The sequence below is a fragment of the Sphingobium sp. TomTYG46 genome (genome assembly GCF_055396345.1).
This window is the reverse complement of the sequence record NZ_AP027324.1, coordinates 2,418,291-2,439,293: the sequence shown is the minus strand read 5'-3', so window position 1 is coordinate 2,439,293 and position 21,003 is coordinate 2,418,291. Positions and strand designations below refer to the sequence as shown.

Below are 21,003 nucleotides of genomic sequence, written 5' to 3'. Positions count from 1 at the left end.
CGCGCGAAGCTCGCTGCGCTCGCGCCCACCCCTTGGTCCCCTCCCGCCTGCGGGAGGCGAGATGGTTAGAGCATCCCTAGTTCGAGCTTGGCCTCGTCGCTCATCTTCTGCGGGTCCCATGGCGGGTCCCAGACCAGATTGACCTGCGCATCACCGACGCCCGGCACAGCACCGACGCGCAGTTCGACTTCACCCGGCATGGATTCGGCCACCGGGCAATGCGGCGTGGTGAGCGTCATCGTGACGACGACATGGCCGTCCTCGGTAACGTCAACGCCGTAGATCAGGCCGAGGTCATAGATGTTCACCGGGATTTCCGGGTCGTAAATTTCCTTCAGCGCGTCGATGACGCCGTCATAAAGGCTGCCGCCCGGCTCGCCGACAGGCGTTTGCGCAGGCTTCTGTGCAAGGAAGCCGTCCAGATAGTCGCGCTGGCGCGGGGCGGCATCCGCCGCTGCCTCCTCCACGCGCGCCTTGGGCGGTGCGTCCACAGCGTCCACCTCTTCCACCAGAATCTGCCGTTCCCCGGAATTTGCCTCAGTCATTGGCGAAGATCTTCCTCACTCGCTCCAAGCCTTTGACAAGGGCGTCGACATCGCCCTCGTCGCTATAAATGCCAAAACTGGCCCGCGCCGTCGCTTCGACGCCCAGATGGCGCATCAGCGGCTGGGCACAATGATGCCCGGCGCGGATCGCAACACCGGTTTCGTCCAATATGGTGCCGACGTCGTGCGGATGCACCCCCTCGACTTCGAAGGAGAGGATGCCCGCGCTGTCTTCCGGCCCAAAGACGCGCACGCTGTTCAGGCTCTCCAGCGCCGCGCGCGCCTTGGCCACCAGCATGCATTCATGGGCGTGGATCGCGTCCAGCCCGATCGCCTGCACATAGTCGATCGCGGCGGACAGGCCGACAACGCCGGTGATGTGCGGCGTCCCCGCCTCGAACCGGGTGGGTGCAGGAGCGTAGGTGGTCTTTTCGAACGTCACCTTGTCGATCATCGATCCGCCACCCTGATAGGGCGGCATGGCGTCGAGCAACTCCTTGCGGCCCCACAGCACGCCGATACCAGTTGGGCCGTAGAGCTTATGCGCGGAAAAGACGTAGAAATCACAACCGAGCGCCTGCACGTCCACGGCAAGGCGGGGTACGGCCTGGCAGCCGTCGATCAGGATTTTGGCGCCAACGCTGTGCGCGATGTCAACCGCACGGCGGACGTCGAGGACGCTGCCCAGGACGTTCGACACATGGGCCAGCGCGACCATCTTGTGCGCGGGCGTGAGCATCGCCTGCATGGCGTCCAGGTCGATCTGGCCGTCGGCGGTAAGCGGCACGACGTCAATCTGCGCACCCACGCCTTCGGCCACGATCTGCCAGGGGACGATGTTGCTATGATGCTCCAGCATCGACAGCAGGATACGGTCGCCCGCCTTCAGCTGCGTTCCGGCCCAGCTGTGCGCGACGAGGTTGATCCCCTCCGTCGCGCCACGGACGTAGACGATTTCGCTATCCGAAGCCGCGCCGATGAACTGCGCGACCTTGCGGCGGGCAGCTTCATAGGCAAGCGTCATGTTGGCGGAGCGTTCATAGACACCGCGATGGACGGTCGCATAATCGGGGCCATAGGCGCGCGCGATGGCGTCGATGACAGCGTTGGGCTTCTGCGCGGTGGCGGCGCTGTCGAGATAGTGCCAGCTGCCGACACCGGGGAAGTCGTCCCGCAACTGCAAACCTCCGTTCGCTTCGATCGGCTGTTGGGTCTGGTCGGTCATACCAGCGTCTCCAGCTTGGCGAGCGCAGCGGCTTCGAGGCTGTCCTTAACTGCCTCATCGGCTACGTCGTCGAACACGCCAGCGACGAAGGCTTTCAGCAGCAGCGTCTTGGCGGTCGCCGGGTCCATGCCCCGGCTCGCCATGTAGAACAGTGCTTGGCGGTCCAGTTCACCCACGGTCGCGCCATGAGCGCATTTCACGTCGTCGGCGTAGATTTCGAGTTCCGGCTTGGCATTGGCCGTGGCGGTGCGGTCCAGCAGCATCGCCTTAATCGACTGGAAAGCGTCCGTCCGCTGCGCATCACGCGCGACATTGATGGAGCCGAGATAGCTGCCCGTTGCGCGCTGGCCAAGGATCGAGCGGATCGTCTGCCCACTGGTCGCGTCCGGCTCGGCATGGGTGACATTGGTGATGATCTCCAGCACCTGATCCCCGCTGCCGATGATCGCGCCGTTGAGTTCAAAATGGCTCCCCTTGCCCAGCGTCACCGCGAAGGTCACGCGGCCCAGCTTGCCGCCGATGTTCAGCACATGGAAGTCGCAGCGCGCGCCGTCCGCGATGGTGATGACATAATCATGCACCGCCGCCGCGCCCTCGCCCGCATCCTGCAACAGATGGTGGCGCGACGTTTGTCCGGCCGCGACATCGATCCGCGTCGGCGCGGGCGTCGGCCAGACGGTCGCGAGCGCCTCAAGGTCGCTGTAACGCCATTCTTCCGCCTTGCGCGTGGGAAGGGTGAGCGTCGTCACGCCGCAACCACCTCCGCATAGCCTTCGCGCTCCAGTTCCAGCGCGAGTTCGGGGCCGCCCGACTTCACGATCCGGCCGCCAGCCAACACATGGACATAGTCCGGCTTCACATAGTCGAGCAGGCGCTGATAATGGGTGATCAGCAGCACCGCCTTGTCAGGCTTGCGCATGATGGCGTTGATACCCGCGCCAACGATCTTGAGCGCGTCGATATCAAGGCCGGAGTCGGTCTCGTCCAAGATCGCCAGCTTGGGATCGAGGATGCCCATCTGCACCATTTCCGCACGCTTCTTCTCGCCGCCCGAAAAGCCGACATTCACTGGACGCTTCAGCATCTCCATATCGAGGCCGAGCAGCGCCGCCTTTTCTTTGGCGAGCTTGATGAACTCGCCGCCGTTCAGTTCCTTCTCTCCGCGCGCGCGGCGCTGCGAATTGAGGCTTTCGCGCAGGAATTGCAGATTGGACACGCCGGGGATTTCGACCGGATACTGGAAGCCCAGGAACAGGCCGGCCGCGGCGCGCTCATGCGGGTCCATGCTGAACAAGTTCACACCGTCCAGAGAGGCCGTGCCGCCGGTGACTTCATAGTTCGGACGGCCTCCGAGCGTATAGGCCAGCGTGGATTTGCCCGCGCCATTCGGCCCCATGATCGCATGGATTTCCGCCGCCTTGATGGAAAGCGAGAGGCCTTTCAGGATCGCCTTGCCGTCGATTTCGTTGGTCAGGTTCTCAATCGTCAGCATTGGTTATCCCTTATGCGCGCGCTGAAGCGTCCGCGCGGTCCAGAAGGCCATGTCGCGCACGTCCCCCGGCGCGGGGAACAGCGTGTCGATATGGCGCTTGATCGGCATATAAGGCCACCAGTCGGCGCCAGGCTCGGGCGAACCCTTTTCCAGCAGGCCAGTCACGAACTCCGTCACCGGTCCCATGCGGGTGAGGTTGGGCGCTTTCGCCTTGTGGAATGCCTTGTCGGTCCTCAGCTTCTCGGTGAAGGCAACGTCGCCCTTCTCCAGCGCGGCGCGGCATTCGGCCTGATAGGCGTCAAGGTCGCCGAAATCTTTGGCGGCGCGGACCTGAAGCTCGCCCTCTTCCAGCTCATAATCCTCGGTCAGGATGCGGATCGCAGCGGTCCATGACTGGCCGTTGGTTACGTCCTCCGCGAAATCGGCGAGGGCATCCTGGATATCGTCTTCGTCGCTCAACTTGTTTGTCCTTGAAAGTGGAAAAGCCCCTCCCCTTCAGGAGCTCGGAGGCTATTGGTTCTGTCCGGGGGACAGAACTGCCCCCGAGCTGGGTTGGGGTGGGGGCTGGCCCAACGAACCGGCGCTTGTTCGAGCGCGCCAAGGATGGTTTCGCAAACCCCGTCGATATTCTGCATTACGTTTTGATTGGTGATGTGGATGATCTGATAGCCCATCTCGCTCAGCGCTGCGTCGCGCCGATCGTCGGAATTTGCGACATGGGTATCGCCATCAACCTCAACAACCAGCGCCTTTTGCGGGCAGAGAAAATCAACAATGAACGGCCCAATCACGGACTGGCGACGGAATTTATATCCGCCGAGTTTCGAGCGCGAGAGCTTTCCCCACAGGCGCTTCTCCGGCTCGGTCGGCTCACGGCGCATCTCACGCGCGAACCCCGCCAACTGATCAAGGCGCCCAGCCGATAGCCCCCACCCCCGGCCCCTCCCCTGAAGGGGAGGGGAGTTGAGGCGTGCGGCTTGGTCGAGAGGCGTCAAATTCCTCAACCGACGCTGCCCTCCAGCGAGATCCCCAACAACTTCTGCGCCTCGACGGCGAACTCCATCGGCAGTTGTTGCAGCACTTCCTTGGCGAACCCGTTCACGATCAACGACACGGCGCTTTCCTGATCCAGCCCGCGCTGCATTGCGTAGAACAGCTGGTCGTCGCTGATCTTGCTCGTCGTCGCCTCATGCTCGATCTGCGCGCTGGGGTTGCGCACCTCGATATAGGGCACGGTATGCGCGCCGCACTGGTCGCCCAGCAGCAGGCTGTCGCACTGGGTGAAGTTGCGCACGCCCTCCGCGCCCGGCGCCACACGCACCAGCCCGCGATAAGTGTTGTTCGAGCGCCCGGCCGAAATCCCCTTGGACACGATGGTCGAACGCGACCCCTTGCCATTGTGGATCATCTTGGTGCCAGTGTCGGCCTGCTGCAAATTGTTGGTCAGCGCCACCGAGTAGAACTCACCCACGCTATTCTCGCCGTTCAGCACGCAGCTGGGATATTTCCACGTAATCGCGGAGCCGGTTTCCACCTGGGTCCAGCTGACCTTGCTGTTCCGCCCCTGACAGAGCGCCCGCTTGGTCACGAAATTATAGATACCGCCCTTGCCGTTCTCGTCGCCGGGATACCAGTTCTGGACGGTCGAATATTTGATCTCCGCATCATCCAGCGCAACCAGCTCGACCACGGCGGCGTGCAGCTGATTCTCGTCGCGCATCGGAGCCGTGCAGCCTTCGAGATAGGAGACATAGCTCCCCTCATCCGCCACGATCAGCGTGCGCTCGAACTGCCCCGTATTCTCCGCATTGATACGGAAATAGGTGGAAAGCTCCATCGGGCAGCGCACGCCCTTGGGAATGTAGACGAAGGTGCCGTCGGAAAAGACTGCGCAATTAAGCGTGGCGAAATAATTGTCGTGCATCGGCACGACCTTGCCCAGCCACTTCTTCACCAGCTCCGGATATTCGCGCACCGCCTCGCTGATCGAGCGGAAGATGACGCCCGCTTCCTCCAGCTCCTTGCGGAAGGTGGTGGCGACCGAGACGCTATCAAACACGGCATCAACCGCGATCTTGCGGCTACCCTTCACCCCCGCCAGCATTTCCTGCTCGGCGATGGGAATGCCCAGCTTCTGATAGGTTGCCAATATCTCCGGATCGACCTCGTCCAGCGACTCCAACTCCGCCTTCTTCTTGGGCTCGGCGTAATAATAGGCGTCCTGATAGTCGATCGGCGGTATGTTGAGCTTGGCCCAATCCGGCGATTCCATCTTCTGCCACATGGCAAAGGCCTTCAGCCGCCACTCCAGCAGCCATTCCGGCTCCTTCTTCTTGGCCGAAATGAAGCGGACCGTATCTTCGTTCAGGCCCTTAGGCGCAAAATCCTGTTCGATGGCGGAAGACCAGCCATGCTCATAGGCAGAGGCGCGCTCGGCGGCCTCATGCGCTTCCTGATTGCGGACGGTGGTAGCTTCTTCGGTCATGCCATTTCTCGTGTCAGGCCAATTCTCGGGTCAAACTGGCGATCGTCACCCCGGCCAAGGCCGACCGGATCGCATTGTTCGCGACATTCATGTGCGGGCGCACGCGGCAGCCATGTTCCAGCGTGCAATCATGGGCACCCTGTTCGGCACAGGCGGTCATGGCTATCGGCCCTTCCACCGCTTCCACGACATCCACCAAGGTGATGGCCGCCGCAGGTCGCGCGAGCCGCACGCCGCCGCCCGTTCCGCGGCTCGATTCCAGTAGCCCCGCAGCCGAGAGACGGCTCACCAGCTTTTGTGCGGTGGGCAGCGGGATACCGGTTTCGCTGGCAAGCGTGGTCGCATTCATCTTTGCCGCTCCGCAATGACGCGCAGCGGCCGACATCAGCACCACGGCATAATCTGCGAAACTAGAAAGCCTCATTCTGGCCAAGCGTCCCGGTTGCGAACCATTCTCAAATCGGATCGAATCAATCCGATTGCGCATGTGGTCGCGCGGGCGCCTGGAATCAAGCCATTTCTATGAGTCGGCTCGTCTCAGCTGAAACGGTTCAGCACCGCCACGTCCCCACCCAGCGAGCGCCGCAGCAGGGTAAGCTGTGCCACGGCCGTCGGTTCCGTCTGCAACTGGTGCGGGGTCAATCCGATGAAATGCTTGATCTCACGAATGAAGTGCGACTGGTCGTAGAAGCGGCCATCCTCGCACAATTCCTGCCAGCTATGCTGGTCCAGCGCGATCCGCGCACTGCATCGCAGCGCCCGATATTTCCGCGCCAGCAGCTTGGGCGGGCAGCCATAATAGCGGTTGGTGAGCCGGGCGAGCTGGCGCGCTGACAATCCGGTTCGCTCCACCAGCGCTTCGATCCGGGGCGATCCTTCCCCCATCAGCCATGCGTCTATGGATTCCAGCAATTGCCAGGTCGAAATAGGCAAGGGTTTGACCAATTGTCCCAGAACCGACCAGCAGTGGGCAGCTATGGCCTCCGCGTCATGCATGGTCGCCAGGCTGGCCTGAAGCGCGGCCATCGTTCCCTTTTTCTCAAGGGCCATGTCCCGTACACGATCGGCAAGCGCGCTGGCGTCGCCACCGTCCAGACTGACCCACCCGGCCGGGAGCAACGACACGCCGACGACGCAGGCAGGTCCATCCAGTTCAAACCGCGTCGCGCCGAGGGTCGGGCCTAGCAGGCATATTTCCGGCGTGGCCTCCACCGTTCCATCATGGAAATGATAGCTGCCCGTCCCTTGCGCCATGAACCGTAACTGGGGAACATCGGCACGCGTCACGTCCAGATAACGGTCAGCGCTTTGGGTGAAGAGGTAAACTGACCCGAAATAGGCGCGCAAATGTTCAGGCGGCGCGAAATAGCTTAGACGAACCGGACCCTGAGCCGCTTCCACCATATAGGAAAGCGACGGGTCTGCGTCCTTTTCCTTTTTATCTGGCACCCCCCCGGGTGCACTGTCGCGATGCGGCCCCATATTCACCCCACCAGCGCACTATGATGCTTCTTCGCGCCCGCGCAAGAGCGATACTGAGGAAACAAACGATTTTTCCGAAAGGCTTCGAAAAAAATGACCCGACGGTTTTACCCGCCGGGTCAGTAAAAGGTCTCGTCAGCCAATAATGGCCAAGAGCCTTCGGGTCGCAGCACTTTCATAAGTCCGAATCGGACTCGGTTGATTGGATGAATCGGACATGTCGCGGCTTGAATCGGGACTAATATGAATGATTTTGCAGCAGAAATTATCGTTATCGATCAACTGTTGCGCTATTGTCACAGCGACTCGACGGCGGCGTGCGGCAATGGCATAGGCGCTCCATGTCTTACCGCCTTGTCCGCCCGCTTTTCTTCGCGCTCGATGCAGAGCGCGCGCATCATCTTTCGGTCATGCTGCTCCGCTTGATGCCCGCTTCCCTCCCACCCGCTCCGGATGCCGCGCTGGCACAGACGGTGGCGGGGATCCGCTTTCCCAATCCTGTCGGACTGGCTGCCGGCTATGACAAGGAAGGGCTGGTCGCGCACAAGATGCATGCGCTGGGCTTTGGGTTCACCGAACTCGGAACGCTCACCCCGATGCCGCAGGCGGGTAATGCCAAACCTCGACTGTTCCGCCTGGTCGAGGATCGCGCCGTCATAAACCGCATGGGCTTCAACAATGGCGGGCTAGCTGCGGCGGCAGAGCGGGTTGCCAAGCGCCGCCGTCCTGCTGGCGATGGGGCTGCGCCGATCGTCGGCATCAATATCGGCGCGAACAAGGACGCGGCCGACCGCATCGCGGACTATGTGACGGGCGTGACCTGCATGGCGCCGCTTGCCGATTATCTGACGGTCAACATCTCATCGCCCAACACGCCGGGACTGCGCGCCTTGCAGGACAGGACAGCGCTGGACCAGTTGCTGGGCGCCGTCATGACCGCGCGCCGCGTTAACGGAGGCCGGGACGGGGGTCATCTGCCGCCCGTCTTCCTGAAGGTCGCGCCCGATCTGGAGCCCGCCGATGTGGAGGACATCGCCGCCGCTTGCCTGGACCATCGGGTGGACGCCTTGATCGTGTCCAACACCACCATTTCGCGGCCCCCGCTCCGATCGGTTCATGCCAATGAAAGCGGGGGATTGTCAGGCGCGCCGCTCACCGATCTGTCGCTTCAGCGGCTGCGTGACTTCCGCCGGATACTGGGCGCGCGCCTGCCCTTGATCGGCGTTGGCGGCATCAGCGATGCGGAACAGGCCTATGCCCGGCTCCGCGCGGGGGCGAGCCTTATTCAGCTGTACAGCGCGCTTGTCTATGAAGGGCCGTATCTCGCCCGTCGCATCAATGCGGGGCTGAAAAAGCTGATGGCGCGGGATGGCTTCACCCATATCGGTGAGGTCATCGGCATCGACAGCTGATCTCGATGGTTGATCTCAGGGACTTGCGGTGGCCCGGCCGGACGATAGGGTGCGGGGCATGACGCCCCGCCTCACCTGCCTGCTGGCCCCTATAACCCTGGCGTTCCTATATGCCGCCCCCGTCGCGGCGCGCGAGCCTGTTTCACTCAATGCCACGGTTTCCGCAGCCGATCCGCGCGCGGCGGCGGCGGGGCAGGAGATGCTTCGACAGGGCGGCAGCGCGACCGACGCCGCGATCGCCATGATGCTCGCCCTCAACGTGGTCGAACCGCATAATAGCGGCATCGGCGGCGGCGGCTTCCTGATGCATCATGATGGCGAGACGGGGGTGCTCGAGTCGATCGACGGTCGCGAAACCGCGCCTGCGGCGGCCCGGCCCGACCGTTTCATCGGTGCGGACGGTCAGCCTCTCGCCTTCCGATCGGCCTGGCCCGGCGGCTATTCCGTAGGCGTGCCTGGCAACCTTCGACTCGCCTGGGAAGCCCATCGCAAATGGGGAAAGCTTCCGTGGGCGGCACTATTTGCGCCCGCGATCCGCCTAGCCGACGATGGCTTTGAGGTCCGTCAGCGGCTCGATACCGCGATGAAGGCGGTCGCCCCCATATGGGCCGACTTTCCCGAGATACAGAAGTTCTTCTGGATAGATGGCGCCCCTGCGCCCATCGGCACGACCCTTAAAAACCCTCCGCTTGCTGCCCTGTTTCGGCAAATTGCGGCGGAAGGGCCAGACGCCTTCTACAAGGGCGAGACCGCACGGGCGATCGCCGGCACAGTCACCAATGCGCCCAAAAATCCCGTGCCGATGACGGAGGCCGATATCGCCTCCTATCAGGTGAAGGCGCGCAAGCCGGTCTGCGGCCCGTATCGCGGCTACAGCATCTGCGGCATGGGTCCGGTTTCGGCAGGCGGCATCACCGTCCTGCAAATCCTGGGCATGGTCGAACGCTTCCCACTGGCCCAATGGGGGAAGGATGATCCCCGTTCCTGGCATGTCATCGGTGAAGCCATGCGTCTTGCCTATGCCGATCGCGACACATGGCTGGGCGATCCCGAGTTCGTGTCCGTGCCGATCGCGGGCCTGATCGACCCGGCCTATCTCAAGAAGCGTTCGGCGCTCATAGCCCTTGGCCGCACGCTCAACGACTATCGTTCGGGCAGCCCGCCGGGTGCCGAGGCCCGGACTACGGCGCTGCCCCAGCCGGAAAGCGGCACCAGTCATTTTGTGGCGATCGACCGCAACGGCGACATAGCGGCCTGGACCTCCACCATCGAAAGCTTTTTCGGTAGCCAGCTGATCGCCAATGGCGTGATCCTCAACAATGAGCTTACCGACTTCAGCTTCACGCCGGAAAAGAACGGCGCGCCTGTGGCCAACCGGGTGGAACCGGGCAAGCGGCCTCTGTCTTCCATGGCACCGACGATCGTCTATGACGGCAAGGGAACGCCGGTCTTCACCGTTGGCGCGGCGGGCGGGCGGACGATTATCATGCAGGTTGCCAAGGCCCTGATCGCCCATTTCGACTGGGGCCTCTCCGCGCAGGACTCAATCGCGCTGGGCCTCGAATTTTTCGACGCCAGTGGCCTGATCCTCGAAAAGGGCACGACGCTTGAAGCGATGAAAGCCCCGCTCGAATCCTGGGGCCACAAGGTCACGATCACCCCCATGGGCCTCAAAGCCAACGCCGCCGAACGCACCCCCGACGGCCATTGGCGCGGCGCGGCGGATCCGCGAAGCCCCGGCGTGTCATTACAGGAGTAACCGCCCCCAAAATACCGTCACCCCAGCGAACGCTGGGGTCTCCGGCCATGTCGCGTGCCCCCTCCCGAGATCCCAGCTTCCGCTGGGATGACGTCAGTTTCCAAGGTTCAATCCAGCAACATTGAACGTGAACGGAAACGTCTTCTCCTTCGGGCCAACCACCAGATTGACCTTCACCACCTTGCTCCGCTTGATTGCTTCATCGGCCTTTGCGGCGGGCAGCACCTCTATCCCGTCCTTATTCTCCGTCATCCGCCCGCGCCAGTCATGGCTCTTGCCATCATCGGTCACAGCCGTGACGCGGCAATCGGACAGGTCGCAGCTGAAGGGCGCGCCGACCAGCTTCACGGTCACATCCACGCCGCCTTTCGGCATCGGCTGCACCAGCAGCACCGAAAATGTGTCCTCGGCCGTCATGGTCTGCACGCTGTTCGCGCTGCCGATATAGGCGACCTTGGGCTTGCCGCCCTCGCCGCCCTCATATTTCCACGTCTGACCGATCTGCTCGCGCTGGGTCGGTCCTTCCTTTTCACTGCCCGAACAGCCCGCCAGCAGGCTGATCGCCGCGAGCGCCAATAGGCTCCGCATCGCGCATCTCCTCAACTTCCGTTTCGATTACGCAAGGAGAACGCCCGGACGCCCGCAGGTTTCCGGCTTAGCTGTAGCGCTCAGCAGTCTGCCGGATGAGCGCGATCATATTGGGGATGCCCTGTGTCCGGTTGGAGCTGAGCTGGTTCTTGAGATCGAAGGGCGCCAGCGCGCCCTCGATATCAGCCGCACCGATTCCGGCTGGCATCTGGTCCTGCACGGTCAGCAGGACCAGCGCGATGATCCCCTTGGTGATCGCCGCATTGCTGTCCGCCAGAAAATGCAGCCGCCCATCATCGCGCACGGTCGGATAAACCCAAACCGCCGCCGAACAGCCGCGCACCAGCGTCGCATCGGTCTTCAGCGCATCAGGCATCGGCTCCAGCGCGCGCCCAAGGTCGATCAGCAGCCGGTAGCGGTCATCGGCGTCCAGAAACTCATATTCTTCCTGAAGATCGGCAAGGGCGGGCACATCGGTCATATCCCGCATATAGGGGGAAAAGCGGCGCGCGAAAGCCGCTTTTCCTTAAAGATCCACGCCTGCCGCAATGGCCTCCAGCTTGCGGATACGCTCTTTCAGATCCGCGACCTCGATTCGCGCGCTGGCGAAAGGCGGCGCCGCGTCGATGCCCGGCCGTGCCAGTTCCGCGCGCTTCAGCTCCAGCCAGCCGCTCCACCCGCGCAGTCCTGCCGCCGCGACGATCGCCAGCCCCAGCAGACCGCTCGACGCGACGATGAAAATCGAAAGGGGCTCGTGCATATCGTCCCTCCTCAGTCGCGCTCCCGCAACTTGTCGAACTCGCGCTCCAGCGCGCTCGTGCTGTCGGTCGCCAGCCGTTCGAGCACCGCGACCCGGTCCTTCAGCGCCTTCACCTCCGCCCGTAGCCGTTCGGCTTCGGGATCGGGTCCGCGCTGGACAAACTCTTCGCCCCGATGGCGGCGCACGATGCCATATTTGGCGCGTACGATGCTTGCCACGGCGGCGATTGCAACGATCGCCACCACCATTTCAAAAGGATTCATGGACTTGGCCTCCCTCTCCACGCCTCAGCGCAGGCTGTCGATCTCTTCCGCCAGCCTGGTGTTGCGGCTGGTGTAGAATGTCTCGATGTCCGCCAGCCGCCGGTCGATGTCCCGGAACTTCGACCGCACGTCCCGCGCGGATCGCGCCGGATTGGTCCGAACGCCCTGCCAGAATTTCTCGTCATCCCGATCGGCATAAAGGCCAAGCGGCTTATTCTCGCCAAAATAGGCAACAGCGAAATAGGCGATCAGCGACCAGGGAAAGGCCCCCATCAGCGTCACGAGCACCGCGCCGACGCGAACCCAGGTTACGTCGATGCCGGTATAATCGGCGATGCCAGCGCATACGCCCATCCATTTGCCATTCTGCTTGTCGAGGTAGAATTTGGTGCGGCGCGCAGCCATGTCAGTTCCTCCGATCGAGATTTTGGCGGTCAAGATTCTGGCGGTCGAAATCATAGGCGTCGTCGGGCGCCGGTCGCGCCGGGCGAAAATCGGGATTGTCGGCAGCGACGATCCGCTCGACCGTCTGCAACCGGTCCTCCAGCCGTCGCGCGAGCAGGTGCAGTTCGTCTAGCAGCCGCTCATCCTCGTCGGTGATCTTGGGCGCCTGCTTCCACTTGGTCGTATAGTGCAGGATCAGCCAGGGCATGCCGATGAACAGCATGCCGCAGATCATGATCGGTAAAAACACATCCTCCATGCGTCACGCTCCCTGTTCAAACTGGCCTGTTCAAGCTGTCCTGTTCAAGCTGTCCTGTTCATGCTGGCTTTCATCGCGGCGAGTTCGGCATCGACCTTCTCGGTCGATTGCAACTCGGCAATTTCCTCCTCCAGAGTCTTCTGACCCTGACCGAGCTTCAGCGCATCCGCACGCCCCTCGGCCATGTCGACCCGGCGCTCCAATATGTCGAAGCGGGCAAAGGCCTCATTCACCTTCTCCCCAGCATAGGCTTCGCGCATGCGCATACGATTTTGCGCGCTTTCCATCCGCGTGACCAGACTGTTCTGCCGCGTCCGCGCCTCGCGCAGCTTCCCTTGCAGCTTGGCGATGTCTTCCTCAGAAGCCTTCAGCGCCTCGTCCAGCACCTCGATCTCGTGGGACAGCTGCTCTGCCATGTCGGACGCCTTCTGCTTTTCCACCAGCGCCGCCTTGGCCAGGTCCTCGCGGTCCTTGCTGAGCGCCAGTTGCGCTTTTTCCGTCCAGCTTTCCTGCAAGCCCTGCAGCTTGCCGATATGGCGGCGCATCTCCTTCTGGTCGGCGATGGTGCGGGCGGCGGACGCGCGCACCTCGACCAGCGTTTCCTCCATCTCCAGGATGATCATGCGGATCATCTTTGCCGGGTCTTCCGCCCGGTCGAGCAGGTCGGTGACATTGGCGGCAATGATGTCGCGCGTGCGAGAAAAAATACCCATCGGAACTGCAATCCTTCCGTTCATCGGCTGTGCCCCTCTTTGCAGAAGCCGTGCCAACTTGCTGGAATGCCCGATTTCGGCCGTTCCACAGTCTTGGACGCCGATTAATCTTGCCAATAAGTGGTGATTTTCACCATAAATTGGGAATGGAACGAAACAGCCACTTCATCGGCCAGTCGCTCCCCTTCCTCGACGCGGTCGAGCAGGCGGGACGCGCAGCCGAACTCGACCGCCCGATCCTGGTCGTTGGGGAGCGTGGCACCGGCAAGGAACTGGTCGCCGAACGCCTCCATCGCCTCTCGCCGCGCTGGGGCGAACCGCTCATCGTCATGAACTGCGCCGCGCTGCCCGAAACGCTGATCGAAGCCGAACTGTTCGGCCATGAGCAGGGCGCCTTCACTGGCGCCACCCACGCCCGCGCCGGCCGGTTCGAGGAAGCCCATGGCGGCACGCTGTTCCTTGATGAGCTGGCGACACTGTCCATGGCCGCGCAGGAAAGGCTGCTGCGCGTCATCGAATATGGCGAAGTCACCCGCATCGGCGCCTCGCGTCCCATGACCGTCGATGTCCGCATCGTCGCTGCCACCAATGAGGACCTGCCCCTGCTGGCCGAAACCGGCCGCTTTCGCGCGGATCTGCTCGATCGGCTGAGTTTTGAAGTCATCACCCTGCCACCGCTGCGCGCGCGCGAAGGCGATGTGGCGGTGCTTGCCTATCATTTCGGCCGCCGCATGGCCGCTGAGCTGGGACGATCCGAATGGCGTGGCTTCACGCCCGATTGCCTCGCCGCACTGGAAGCTCACCCCTGGCCCGGCAATGTGCGCGAGCTGCGCAATGTCGTGGAACGGGCCGTCTATCGCTGGGAAGAGCCCTCAGGGCCCATCGGCGGGATCATCTTCGATCCCTTCGCCTCGCCCTGGAAGCCGCAGGCTCCGACGCCCAACGCCAGTGCAGAGGAACCCAAGCCCGCCCCTGCAACCGAATTCGCCCACGTCAGCGACCTGCGCGCAGCCGTGGACGCGCATGAAGCCGCGATCGTGCAGGCAGTGCTGGAGCGCCACCGCTACAACCAGCGCGCGACCGCCAAGGCTCTTGGCCTAAGCTATGATCAGCTTCGCCATTGTTTGAGGAAACATGGCTTGGGTGCTGATCGCCCGCTCTAGCTACCACCGTTCGGGCTGTTTGAACGAGCCGATCGTCTCGTTCACATGTCGAAGCGCCTCACTTAGCGGGTTGGAACAGGCTCCGGCCCCGAATAATCATAAAAGCCCCTGCCGGTCTTGCGTCCCAGCCAGCCAGCCTCGACATATTTCACCAGCAGCGGCGCGGGGCGATATTTGGAATCCCCTGTCGTCGATCGCAGCACGTTCAGAATCTCAAGGCAGGTGTCGAGCCCCACGAAATCCGCCAGCGTCAGCGGACCCATGGGATGGTTCAGTCCCAGCCGCACGCCCGTGTCGATGTCGCGAATGTTGGAAACGCCTTCGCCCAGCGCGAAAATGGATTCGTTGATCATCGGCAGCAGGATGCGATTGACCACGAAACCGGGTGAATCGAACGCCTGCACGACGTGCTTGCCCAGTCGCTTGGTATAGGCTTCGATCGTCGCGACCGTTTCGTCCGATGTTGCCAGCCCGCGGATCAATTCGATCAGCGCCATGACCTGTACGGGGTTGAAGAAGTGAATGCCTACGAATAGCGTCGGATCGGGAACCACCTGTGCCAGCCGGGTGATCGGGATGGACGATGTGTTGGTCGCCAGAATCGTACCGGGCGTGATCGCCGCGCTGACATTGGTGAAGATGCTGCGCTTGATCTCCTCCCGCTCGGTCGCGGCTTCGATCACCAGTTGCGCGTCCGCCAGCGGGGCAAGGTCGCCGCTCGGCTGGATGCGGGCAAAGGCAGCTTCGGAATCTTCCTGGCTCAACTTGCCCTTTTCGACCGCACGGGCAAGCTGCTTTGAAATGCCCTGGAGCCCCTTTTGCGCGCGCGCCAGATCGACGTCGCACAGGATCACATCATAGCCAGCCTGCGCGCTGACCTGCGCAATCCCCGCGCCCATCTGACCAGCGCCGATGACGCCCACGGTCTGAATGTCGGTCATGCTAATGTCCTTGCAAAATCAATTTTCCGCCCACTAGCGCTATGGGAAGCGGGGGGCCAGCGCTTTCGAACATCAATCACAACGGCTGCTGTGTTAATCAGAGCTGGGCGTCGCGTTTATGGGACGGATAGCCCCGGTCGCCCGGCAGGCTGCATTGACCCTGTTCATTTCCGCCTTTGCCTGCCGCCTGCTTGATGGTTAAAAGGCCGCGCATGTCCGTTTCAGTGTCCATGCCCGAGCCGGCAACCGGAAGGTTCATTGCCGCCGTGCATCACTTTCCCCTGCGCGTCTATTTTGAGGATACGGACCTGTCCGGGCTCGTCTACCACGCCAATTACCTGCGCTATATGGAGCGCGCGCGATCCGACATGCTGCGCGTCGCCGGGATCGATCAGCGCGCCGCGCAGGATGATGGTACGGGCGTTTATGCTGTTACCAACCTTAATATCGCCTACAAGCGCCCGGCGCGGCTCGATGACGACCTGCTGGTCGAAAGCCGCGTGACCGCCGTTCGCCCGGTTGCCTGCACCATTCATCAGACAGTCAGGCGCGGCGATGACATACTCACGGACGGCGAAGTCTCTGTCGCCTTCCTGACCGGCCAGGGCCGTCCCACGCGGCAACCCAAATCCTGGATCGATATTTTCAGCCGTTTGATGAGAGGGGAAGACATCAACCCATGAGCCTTTCGATGCCCGACGTTGGCGCCGCTGTCGGCGCCGCCACCCAAGCTGCGACCATTTCGCCGCTCGCCCTGTTCCTGCAGGCCGACATCGTCGTGAAGGTGGTGATGCTGGGCCTCGTGCTCGCCAGCATCTGGACCTGGGCGATGATCATCGGCTTCACCTTCACCCTGCGCAAGGCCAGCCGCCACAGCAGCGCGTTCGAGGATGATTTCTGGAAAGCGGAAGATATCGACCGCTTCTATGAGGCGCGCGGCAAATCATCGGATTTCCCCGCTGCCAAGGTCATGGCCGCTGGCGTCACCGAATGGCGCCGGTCGACCGCGCAGAAGGTTATCGATCGCGACGGCACCCGCGACCGGCTTTCCACCGCCATGTCCAGCATGATCGCGGCCGAAGTCGATCGCCTGTCCGACCGTCTGAACATCCTCGCCACCATCGGTTCGGTCGCGCCTTTTGTCGGCCTGTTCGGCACCGTCTGGGGCATCATGCGCGCCTTCACGGCGATCGCGAAAGAGCAAAACAGCTCGCTCGCAGTCGTCGCACCCGGCATCGCCGAAGCGCTCTTCGCCACGGCAATCGGCCTGTTCGCAGCGATTCCGGCCGTCATCGCCTACAACCGCTTCAGCCACGGCATAAACCGCATGGAATCGAAGCTCACACGCTTCGCGGACGGTTTCTATTCGACGCTCAGCCGGGAGCTGGAGGCGCAGCGGTGAGGATGGCCCTTTCCCCCACCTCCCCCGTCATCCCAGCGAAAGCTGGGATCTCAGTCGGCTACGGGCGACCCCAAAGGCACGAGATGCCAGCTTTCGCTGGCATGACGAAAAAGGCGGGAGGCAGGTAAAATGGCCATGTCCACCCCACCCTCCGGGCGCCGGGGCCGTCATCGCGCGCCCATGGCGGACATCAACGTCACCCCTTTGGTCGATGTCATGCTGGTGCTGCTCATCATCTTCATGGTGACCGCGCCCCTGCTCGTCACCGGCGTGCCGGTAAACCTCCCCGAAACCCGCGCAAAGGGTCTCGATCAGGACCAGAAGCCGACCGTGGTCTCCATCGACCGCGACGGCGGCCTCTATATCGATGAGGCAGAGGTCAGCGATGCCGACCTGCCCGGCCGCCTTGCCGAGATCGTCTCCGCCAATGCGGGCAAGGCTGAACCGCCGCAGATTTTCCTGCGCGCCGACACCGGGCTCGACTATGGCCGGGTGATGCGCGTCATGGGTGAACTTAATCGCGCCGGGCTCAACAAGGTTGCGCTGGTGAGCACCGGCAGCGCAGAGGCATCCGTCTCTGATGCTGTCAGCGGCCGTTCAGAATAGGGACCATAGGACTCGGGGATGGAACGTGGGGAGAAGATCGGCCTTGGCGTAGCGACGGCGGGACATGTCCTGCTGTTCGGCCTGTTGTCGGTCGGCTTTCTCGCCACGCCCAATCCGCTGAAGCTGAACTCGCCGCCGATGGACGTCAGCCTGGTGGACGAAGCCGCGCTCCAGTCCGCAGCGCCACAAATCTCGACCCAGCCGCCCCCGCCCAGTGTCGCGCCGGATCAAGGCCCGACCGAGGACGCCGCGCCCGCGCCTGTCCCGGAACCGGCGCCCGTTCCCGAACCGGAACCCGTCCCGGCGCCACCGCCGCCAAAGCCCGCGCCGGCGAAGAAGGAAGTGGCCAAGGTCCAGCCCAAGCCTAAACCCGCGCCCGAAAAACCTGCCGCAAAGCCGACACCGTCAAAGGCGAAGCCCGCCGCGGCCCCTGCCCCCACCAAGAGCGTGCAAAAGCCCGCGGCCAAGCCCAAGCCGAACACCCCCGCCCGCGCTTCCGGCCAGGGTAAGGCGGAAAAGCCCAAAGGCTCCCTGCTCGGCAAGGATTTCCTGAAGGGCATCGACACCGAAGCCGACGCCCCGCGCAAGGGAGCGCCGCCCCCGGCCGCAACCATGGGTCCCGCGCAAAAGGCGGCGCTCGACCGCTTGATCGGCGATCAGATCTACCGCTACCTCAAACTGCCCTCCGGCGCGGACGTGGAACTGCTGGTGGCCTTCCTTGAGGTGAAGCTCGACCGCAACGGCCGCGTGATCGGCAGGCCTGAAGTCCTCGATGTGCAGGGTCAGACCGCAAGCAACCGGCCGCAGGTTTCCATCTACAAGGAACGCGCCGTCCAGGCTGTTCTTCAGGCCTCCCCTTTCCAGGGGCTCCCGGCCGAATATTATGACCAGTGGAACTGGCTCAAACCCCTCAGAGTCTATGCAAGGAAAGCGCGATGAAACGCTTCGGAATAACCGCACTGCTTGCCCTCTGCGCAGCCTTTGCAACCCCGGCGATGGCGCAGCTGTCGGTTGACGTAACCGGCGACATCGACAGTAATCTCAAGATCGTCGTCCCCGCTTTGCCCCCGCAGGCCGAAGTCTCAACACCCGCAGGCTCCTCCTCCGAACTCGGACGCAAGATCGCGGACGTGATCGCATCGGACCTCAAGGGATCGGGCCTGTTCGATCCTTCCGGCCCGGGCGGCATCCCCGCGATCGCCTTCCCGGAAGTCACCAACCCCGCCTATGACAAATGGGGCGCCTATCAGGCACTGGTGCAGGGCTTCGTACGCACCACGGGCGGAGAGGCGGACCTTACGGTTGGCTGCTATCTCTATGACGTGGCGCTCAAGCAGGAACTGACGCGCCAGGGCTATGTCGTCGCCCCGCGCGACTGGCGCCGCGCAGCGCATAAATGCGCCGACGCCATCTATGCGCGCCTGTCGGGCGAAAGTCCCTTCTTCGACAGCCGCATCGCCTATATCGCGGAGAGCGGACCCAAGGGGAACCGCACGAAACGCCTTGCCATCATGGATAGCGATGGCGCGAACCACCGCTTCATCACCAACGGCCAGTCGATCGCGCTGACCCCGCGCTTCTCGCCCGACTATAAGTCGATCGTCTATGTGAGCTATCTCGGCAGCCGGGTGCGCATCTATGTCTATGACATCGGCACCGGCCGTCAGCACCTCGTCACCGAAAGCAACAATGCCACTTTTGCTCCGCGCTGGTCGCCCGATGGCCGCAACATCCTCTTTTCGATGGCGGTCGCGGGCAATACCGACATCTACCGCGTGTCGGCGCAAGGCGGCCAGCCCGTCCGCCTGACCACCGCGCCGGGCATCGATGTGGGCGGCAGCTATTCGCCCGACGGCACCAAGATCGTCTTCGAAAGCGACCGCTCCGGCAGCCAGCAGGTCTATGTCATGAACGCCGATGGTTCAGCCCAGCGCCGCATCAGCCATGGCGGCGGCCGCTATGCCACGCCCGAATGGAGCCCGCGCGGCGACCTTATCGCCTTCACCAAGATCAGCGGCGACTTCAAGATCGCCGTCATGACGCCCGACGGCGGCAATGAGCGCATCCTGACCAATGGCTGGCAGGATGAGCAGCCGACCTGGTCGCCCAACGGCCGCGTGCTGCAATATTTCCGCACCTCGCCCGGCCGTGACGGGGCGAGCCAAGTTTGGCAAGTCGATCTGACCGGCGTCAACGAACGCCGCATCCCCACGCCGCTCAGCGGTTCTGACCCCGCCTGGGGTCCGCTGCTCCCCTGATCCGGAACAACATCGTCGCGCAGACGTAACGACCATATCGTCTTCCAAGGAGACCTCTGATGAAACTCAACCGCCCCTTATTGATCGCCGTCTCCGTCCTGGCGCTCGCCGCCTGTGGCAAGAAGGCGCCCAAGGACCTGCCGCCGCCGCCCGCGACCGACAACAGCGCCCAGCCCGGCACTGGAACAGGCACGACCGGCGGCGCGGTGAAGGGCAGCCAGGAGGATTTCGTCGCCTCTGTCTCGTCCGATCGCATCTTCTTCGACACTGACCAATATGACGTCGATGCGCAGGACCAGCAGACCCTGCAAAGCCAGGCCGCCTGGTTGCAGCAGAACCCCAATGTCCGCGTCACGATCGAAGGCCATGCCGACGAACGCGGCACCCGCGACTATAATATCGCGCTCGGCGAACGCCGCGCCAACGCCGCGAAAAACTATCTCGCCTCGCTCGGCATCGACCCCAGCCGCATCAACACGGTGAGCTACGGCAAGGAACGTCCCGCAGCGCTGGGCTCGGATGAGGCCGCCTGGGCACAGAACCGCCGCGCGGTGACGGTGACTGTTCAATATTAATAAAGCCTTCGGGTCGCACCGGGCTTTTTAGGAAGCCCGCCGGTTTTCCGACCGGCGGGTTTTTCTATGTGAGGATGTTGGCAACGGGCGTTCCGCTCCTCTCCCTGCTTGCGGCAGGCGCTTAGGGTGAGCGTCTCCGCTTTGGGAGCGCCCACGAATGTCGATCGGCCCTAAGCCTGTTTGCGCCGTTCAGCGATGCGGCGAGTAAGGAGTTGCATCATGTTGACGGTGATCTCGACGGCAGCTTCGGGGACGCCGTCGAACAGCTGCTGCGAAAGGTCATCCAGTCGAGCTTCGATCCGTGCGGCAAGGTCGCGACCCGCATCGGTGAACTCCACCCGGTTCGATCGCTTGTCTTCCGGATGCGGCAGGCGCTCGATCAATCCCATCGCCGCCAGCCCGTCCAGCGTCCGCACCAGTGAGGGCTGGGTAATGCCCAGCTGATCGGCAAGGTCGGCCTGCCGCACGTCGGGTCCCAGCCGGGCCAGATGCACCAGGCACCAGCCCGCGCTGGAGGACACCCGCAATTCCGCCAGCGCGTCATCGGCCAGTTGCCGCCAGCCGCGCGCGACCAGCGGGAACTGCTGCACCAGCCCCTGCGTCAGGGCGGAGCGAGACATCAGGTGAATCC

At 63.1% G+C, this 21,003-nt stretch carries 28 protein-coding genes; 9 read left to right on the top strand and 19 right to left on the bottom strand.

What is annotated here, in order from left to right:
* Nucleotides 1-65 precede the first annotated feature (65 nt).
* From ACZ5YV_RS12345 to ACZ5YV_RS12305, 9 genes are all read right to left on the bottom strand, one after another.
* Nucleotides 66-545, bottom strand: coding sequence for an SUF system Fe-S cluster assembly protein (locus ACZ5YV_RS12345; protein WP_464787872.1), 480 nt, complete (start codon nt 543-545; stop codon nt 66-68).
* Nucleotides 538-1,770 (bottom strand): cysteine desulfurase, encoded by a 1,233-nt coding sequence (locus tag ACZ5YV_RS12340; protein WP_464787871.1) that lies wholly within the window; start codon nt 1,768-1,770, stop codon nt 538-540. The genes ACZ5YV_RS12345 and ACZ5YV_RS12340 overlap by 8 nt, the downstream gene beginning before the upstream one ends.
* The gene (locus tag ACZ5YV_RS12335) at nt 1,767-2,519 is read right to left on the bottom strand and encodes a SufD family Fe-S cluster assembly protein (protein WP_464787870.1); all 753 of its coding nucleotides are present in this window, start codon (nt 2,517-2,519) and stop codon (nt 1,767-1,769) included. Before ACZ5YV_RS12335 ends, ACZ5YV_RS12340 begins: the two co-directional genes overlap by 4 nt.
* Nucleotides 2,516-3,262, bottom strand: a complete 747-nt coding sequence (gene sufC, locus ACZ5YV_RS12330; protein WP_464787869.1) for a Fe-S cluster assembly ATPase SufC — start codon at nt 3,260-3,262, stop codon at nt 2,516-2,518. Before sufC ends, ACZ5YV_RS12335 begins: the two co-directional genes overlap by 4 nt.
* Before the next feature lie 3 nt (nt 3,263-3,265).
* Complete coding sequence (locus ACZ5YV_RS12325; RefSeq protein WP_464787868.1) at nt 3,266-3,721, bottom strand: hypothetical protein; 456 nt, start codon at nt 3,719-3,721, stop codon at nt 3,266-3,268.
* A complete protein-coding gene (locus tag ACZ5YV_RS12320) occupies nt 3,718-4,164 on the bottom strand; it encodes an endonuclease domain-containing protein (protein ID WP_464787867.1) in 447 nt (148 codons plus the stop codon). The genes ACZ5YV_RS12325 and ACZ5YV_RS12320 overlap by 4 nt, the downstream gene beginning before the upstream one ends.
* 98 nt (nt 4,165-4,262) lie before the next feature.
* Nucleotides 4,263-5,747, bottom strand: coding sequence for a Fe-S cluster assembly protein SufB (sufB, locus tag ACZ5YV_RS12315; RefSeq protein ID WP_464787866.1), 1,485 nt, complete (start codon nt 5,745-5,747; stop codon nt 4,263-4,265).
* Nucleotides 5,748-5,760: 13 nt separating this feature from the next.
* Complete coding sequence (locus tag ACZ5YV_RS12310; RefSeq protein ID WP_449470695.1) at nt 5,761-6,171, bottom strand: RrF2 family transcriptional regulator; 411 nt, start codon at nt 6,169-6,171, stop codon at nt 5,761-5,763.
* A gap of 113 nt (nt 6,172-6,284) precedes the next feature.
* Complete coding sequence (locus ACZ5YV_RS12305; RefSeq protein WP_464787865.1) at nt 6,285-7,229, bottom strand: helix-turn-helix domain-containing protein; 945 nt, start codon at nt 7,227-7,229, stop codon at nt 6,285-6,287.
* Between the two features lie 341 nt (nt 7,230-7,570).
* On the opposite strand from ACZ5YV_RS12305, the gene ACZ5YV_RS12300 reads away from it, so the two are divergent.
* Together ACZ5YV_RS12300 and ggt are read left to right on the top strand one after the other, a co-directional pair.
* Nucleotides 7,571-8,641 (top strand): quinone-dependent dihydroorotate dehydrogenase, encoded by a 1,071-nt coding sequence (locus ACZ5YV_RS12300; RefSeq protein WP_464787864.1) that lies wholly within the window; start codon nt 7,571-7,573, stop codon nt 8,639-8,641.
* A 58-nt stretch (nt 8,642-8,699) separates the two neighbouring features.
* Complete coding sequence (ggt, locus tag ACZ5YV_RS12295; RefSeq protein WP_464787863.1) at nt 8,700-10,400, top strand: gamma-glutamyltransferase; 1,701 nt, start codon at nt 8,700-8,702, stop codon at nt 10,398-10,400.
* Nucleotides 10,401-10,493: 93 nt separating this feature from the next.
* Here the strand turns inward: ggt and ACZ5YV_RS12290 are convergent, their stop codons facing one another.
* From ACZ5YV_RS12290 to pspA, 7 genes are all read right to left on the bottom strand, one after another.
* Nucleotides 10,494-10,988 (bottom strand): hypothetical protein, encoded by a 495-nt coding sequence (locus tag ACZ5YV_RS12290; protein WP_464787862.1) that lies wholly within the window; start codon nt 10,986-10,988, stop codon nt 10,494-10,496.
* 67 nt (nt 10,989-11,055) lie between these two features.
* Nucleotides 11,056-11,478 carry a SufE family protein gene (locus ACZ5YV_RS12285; RefSeq protein ID WP_464787861.1) on the bottom strand — a complete coding sequence of 141 codons (423 nt, stop codon included), beginning with the start codon at nt 11,476-11,478 and terminating at the stop codon, nt 11,056-11,058.
* A gap of 36 nt (nt 11,479-11,514) precedes the next feature.
* Nucleotides 11,515-11,748: a hypothetical protein gene (locus ACZ5YV_RS12280; protein WP_464787860.1), complete on the bottom strand. Its 234-nt coding sequence runs from the start codon at nt 11,746-11,748 to the stop codon at nt 11,515-11,517.
* Between the two features lie 11 nt (nt 11,749-11,759).
* On the bottom strand, nt 11,760-12,011 hold the full coding sequence (locus tag ACZ5YV_RS12275) for a hypothetical protein (RefSeq protein ID WP_464787859.1): 252 nt from the start codon (nt 12,009-12,011) through the stop codon (nt 11,760-11,762).
* Nucleotides 12,012-12,035: 24 nt separating this feature from the next.
* Nucleotides 12,036-12,416: an envelope stress response membrane protein PspC gene (gene pspC / locus ACZ5YV_RS12270; protein ID WP_464787858.1), complete on the bottom strand. Its 381-nt coding sequence runs from the start codon at nt 12,414-12,416 to the stop codon at nt 12,036-12,038.
* Between the two features lies 1 nt (nt 12,417).
* Nucleotides 12,418-12,714 (bottom strand): envelope stress response membrane protein PspB, encoded by a 297-nt coding sequence (gene pspB, locus ACZ5YV_RS12265; protein ID WP_464787857.1) that lies wholly within the window; start codon nt 12,712-12,714, stop codon nt 12,418-12,420.
* Between the two features lie 44 nt (nt 12,715-12,758).
* Nucleotides 12,759-13,427, bottom strand: coding sequence for a phage shock protein PspA (pspA, locus tag ACZ5YV_RS12260; protein WP_464787856.1), 669 nt, complete (start codon nt 13,425-13,427; stop codon nt 12,759-12,761).
* Between the two features lie 146 nt (nt 13,428-13,573).
* On the opposite strand from pspA, the gene pspF reads away from it, so the two are divergent.
* Complete coding sequence (gene pspF / locus ACZ5YV_RS12255; RefSeq protein ID WP_464787855.1) at nt 13,574-14,590, top strand: phage shock protein operon transcriptional activator; 1,017 nt, start codon at nt 13,574-13,576, stop codon at nt 14,588-14,590.
* Nucleotides 14,591-14,652: 62 nt separating this feature from the next.
* Here pspF and ACZ5YV_RS12250 read toward each other — a convergent pair whose 3' ends face one another.
* Entirely contained in the window at nt 14,653-15,531 is an 879-nt protein-coding gene (locus tag ACZ5YV_RS12250; RefSeq protein WP_464787854.1) for a 3-hydroxybutyryl-CoA dehydrogenase, read from the bottom strand.
* A gap of 97 nt (nt 15,532-15,628) precedes the next feature.
* Nucleotides 15,629-15,790, bottom strand: coding sequence for a hypothetical protein (locus tag ACZ5YV_RS12245; protein ID WP_464789240.1), 162 nt, complete (start codon nt 15,788-15,790; stop codon nt 15,629-15,631).
* Here ACZ5YV_RS12245 and ACZ5YV_RS12240 point away from each other — a divergent pair.
* The 6 genes from ACZ5YV_RS12240 (at nt 15,744) to pal (ending at nt 20,372) form a co-directional block, all read left to right on the top strand.
* Nucleotides 15,744-16,214 (top strand): YbgC/FadM family acyl-CoA thioesterase, encoded by a 471-nt coding sequence (locus ACZ5YV_RS12240; protein WP_464787853.1) that lies wholly within the window; start codon nt 15,744-15,746, stop codon nt 16,212-16,214. The two genes, ACZ5YV_RS12245 and ACZ5YV_RS12240, sit on opposite strands and share 47 nt — an antisense overlap.
* Nucleotides 16,211-16,933 (top strand): protein TolQ, encoded by a 723-nt coding sequence (tolQ, locus tag ACZ5YV_RS12235; RefSeq protein WP_449470678.1) that lies wholly within the window; start codon nt 16,211-16,213, stop codon nt 16,931-16,933. Before ACZ5YV_RS12240 ends, tolQ begins: the two co-directional genes overlap by 4 nt.
* Before the next feature lie 129 nt (nt 16,934-17,062).
* Nucleotides 17,063-17,539 (top strand): protein TolR, encoded by a 477-nt coding sequence (gene tolR / locus ACZ5YV_RS12230; protein ID WP_464787852.1) that lies wholly within the window; start codon nt 17,063-17,065, stop codon nt 17,537-17,539.
* 18 nt (nt 17,540-17,557) lie between these two features.
* Complete coding sequence (locus tag ACZ5YV_RS12225; RefSeq protein ID WP_464787851.1) at nt 17,558-18,478, top strand: cell envelope biogenesis protein TolA; 921 nt, start codon at nt 17,558-17,560, stop codon at nt 18,476-18,478.
* A complete protein-coding gene (tolB, locus tag ACZ5YV_RS12220) occupies nt 18,475-19,797 on the top strand; it encodes a Tol-Pal system beta propeller repeat protein TolB (RefSeq protein WP_464787850.1) in 1,323 nt (440 codons plus the stop codon). The genes ACZ5YV_RS12225 and tolB overlap by 4 nt, the downstream gene beginning before the upstream one ends.
* A 59-nt stretch (nt 19,798-19,856) precedes the next feature.
* The gene (gene pal / locus ACZ5YV_RS12215; RefSeq protein WP_464787849.1) at nt 19,857-20,372 is read left to right on the top strand and encodes a peptidoglycan-associated lipoprotein Pal; all 516 of its coding nucleotides are present in this window, start codon (nt 19,857-19,859) and stop codon (nt 20,370-20,372) included.
* Nucleotides 20,373-20,542: 170 nt separating this feature from the next.
* Here the strand turns inward: pal and ACZ5YV_RS12210 are convergent, their stop codons facing one another.
* Entirely contained in the window at nt 20,543-20,992 is a 450-nt protein-coding gene (locus ACZ5YV_RS12210) for a MarR family winged helix-turn-helix transcriptional regulator (RefSeq protein WP_464787848.1), read from the bottom strand.
* Nucleotides 20,993-21,003: the final 11 nt, after the last annotated feature.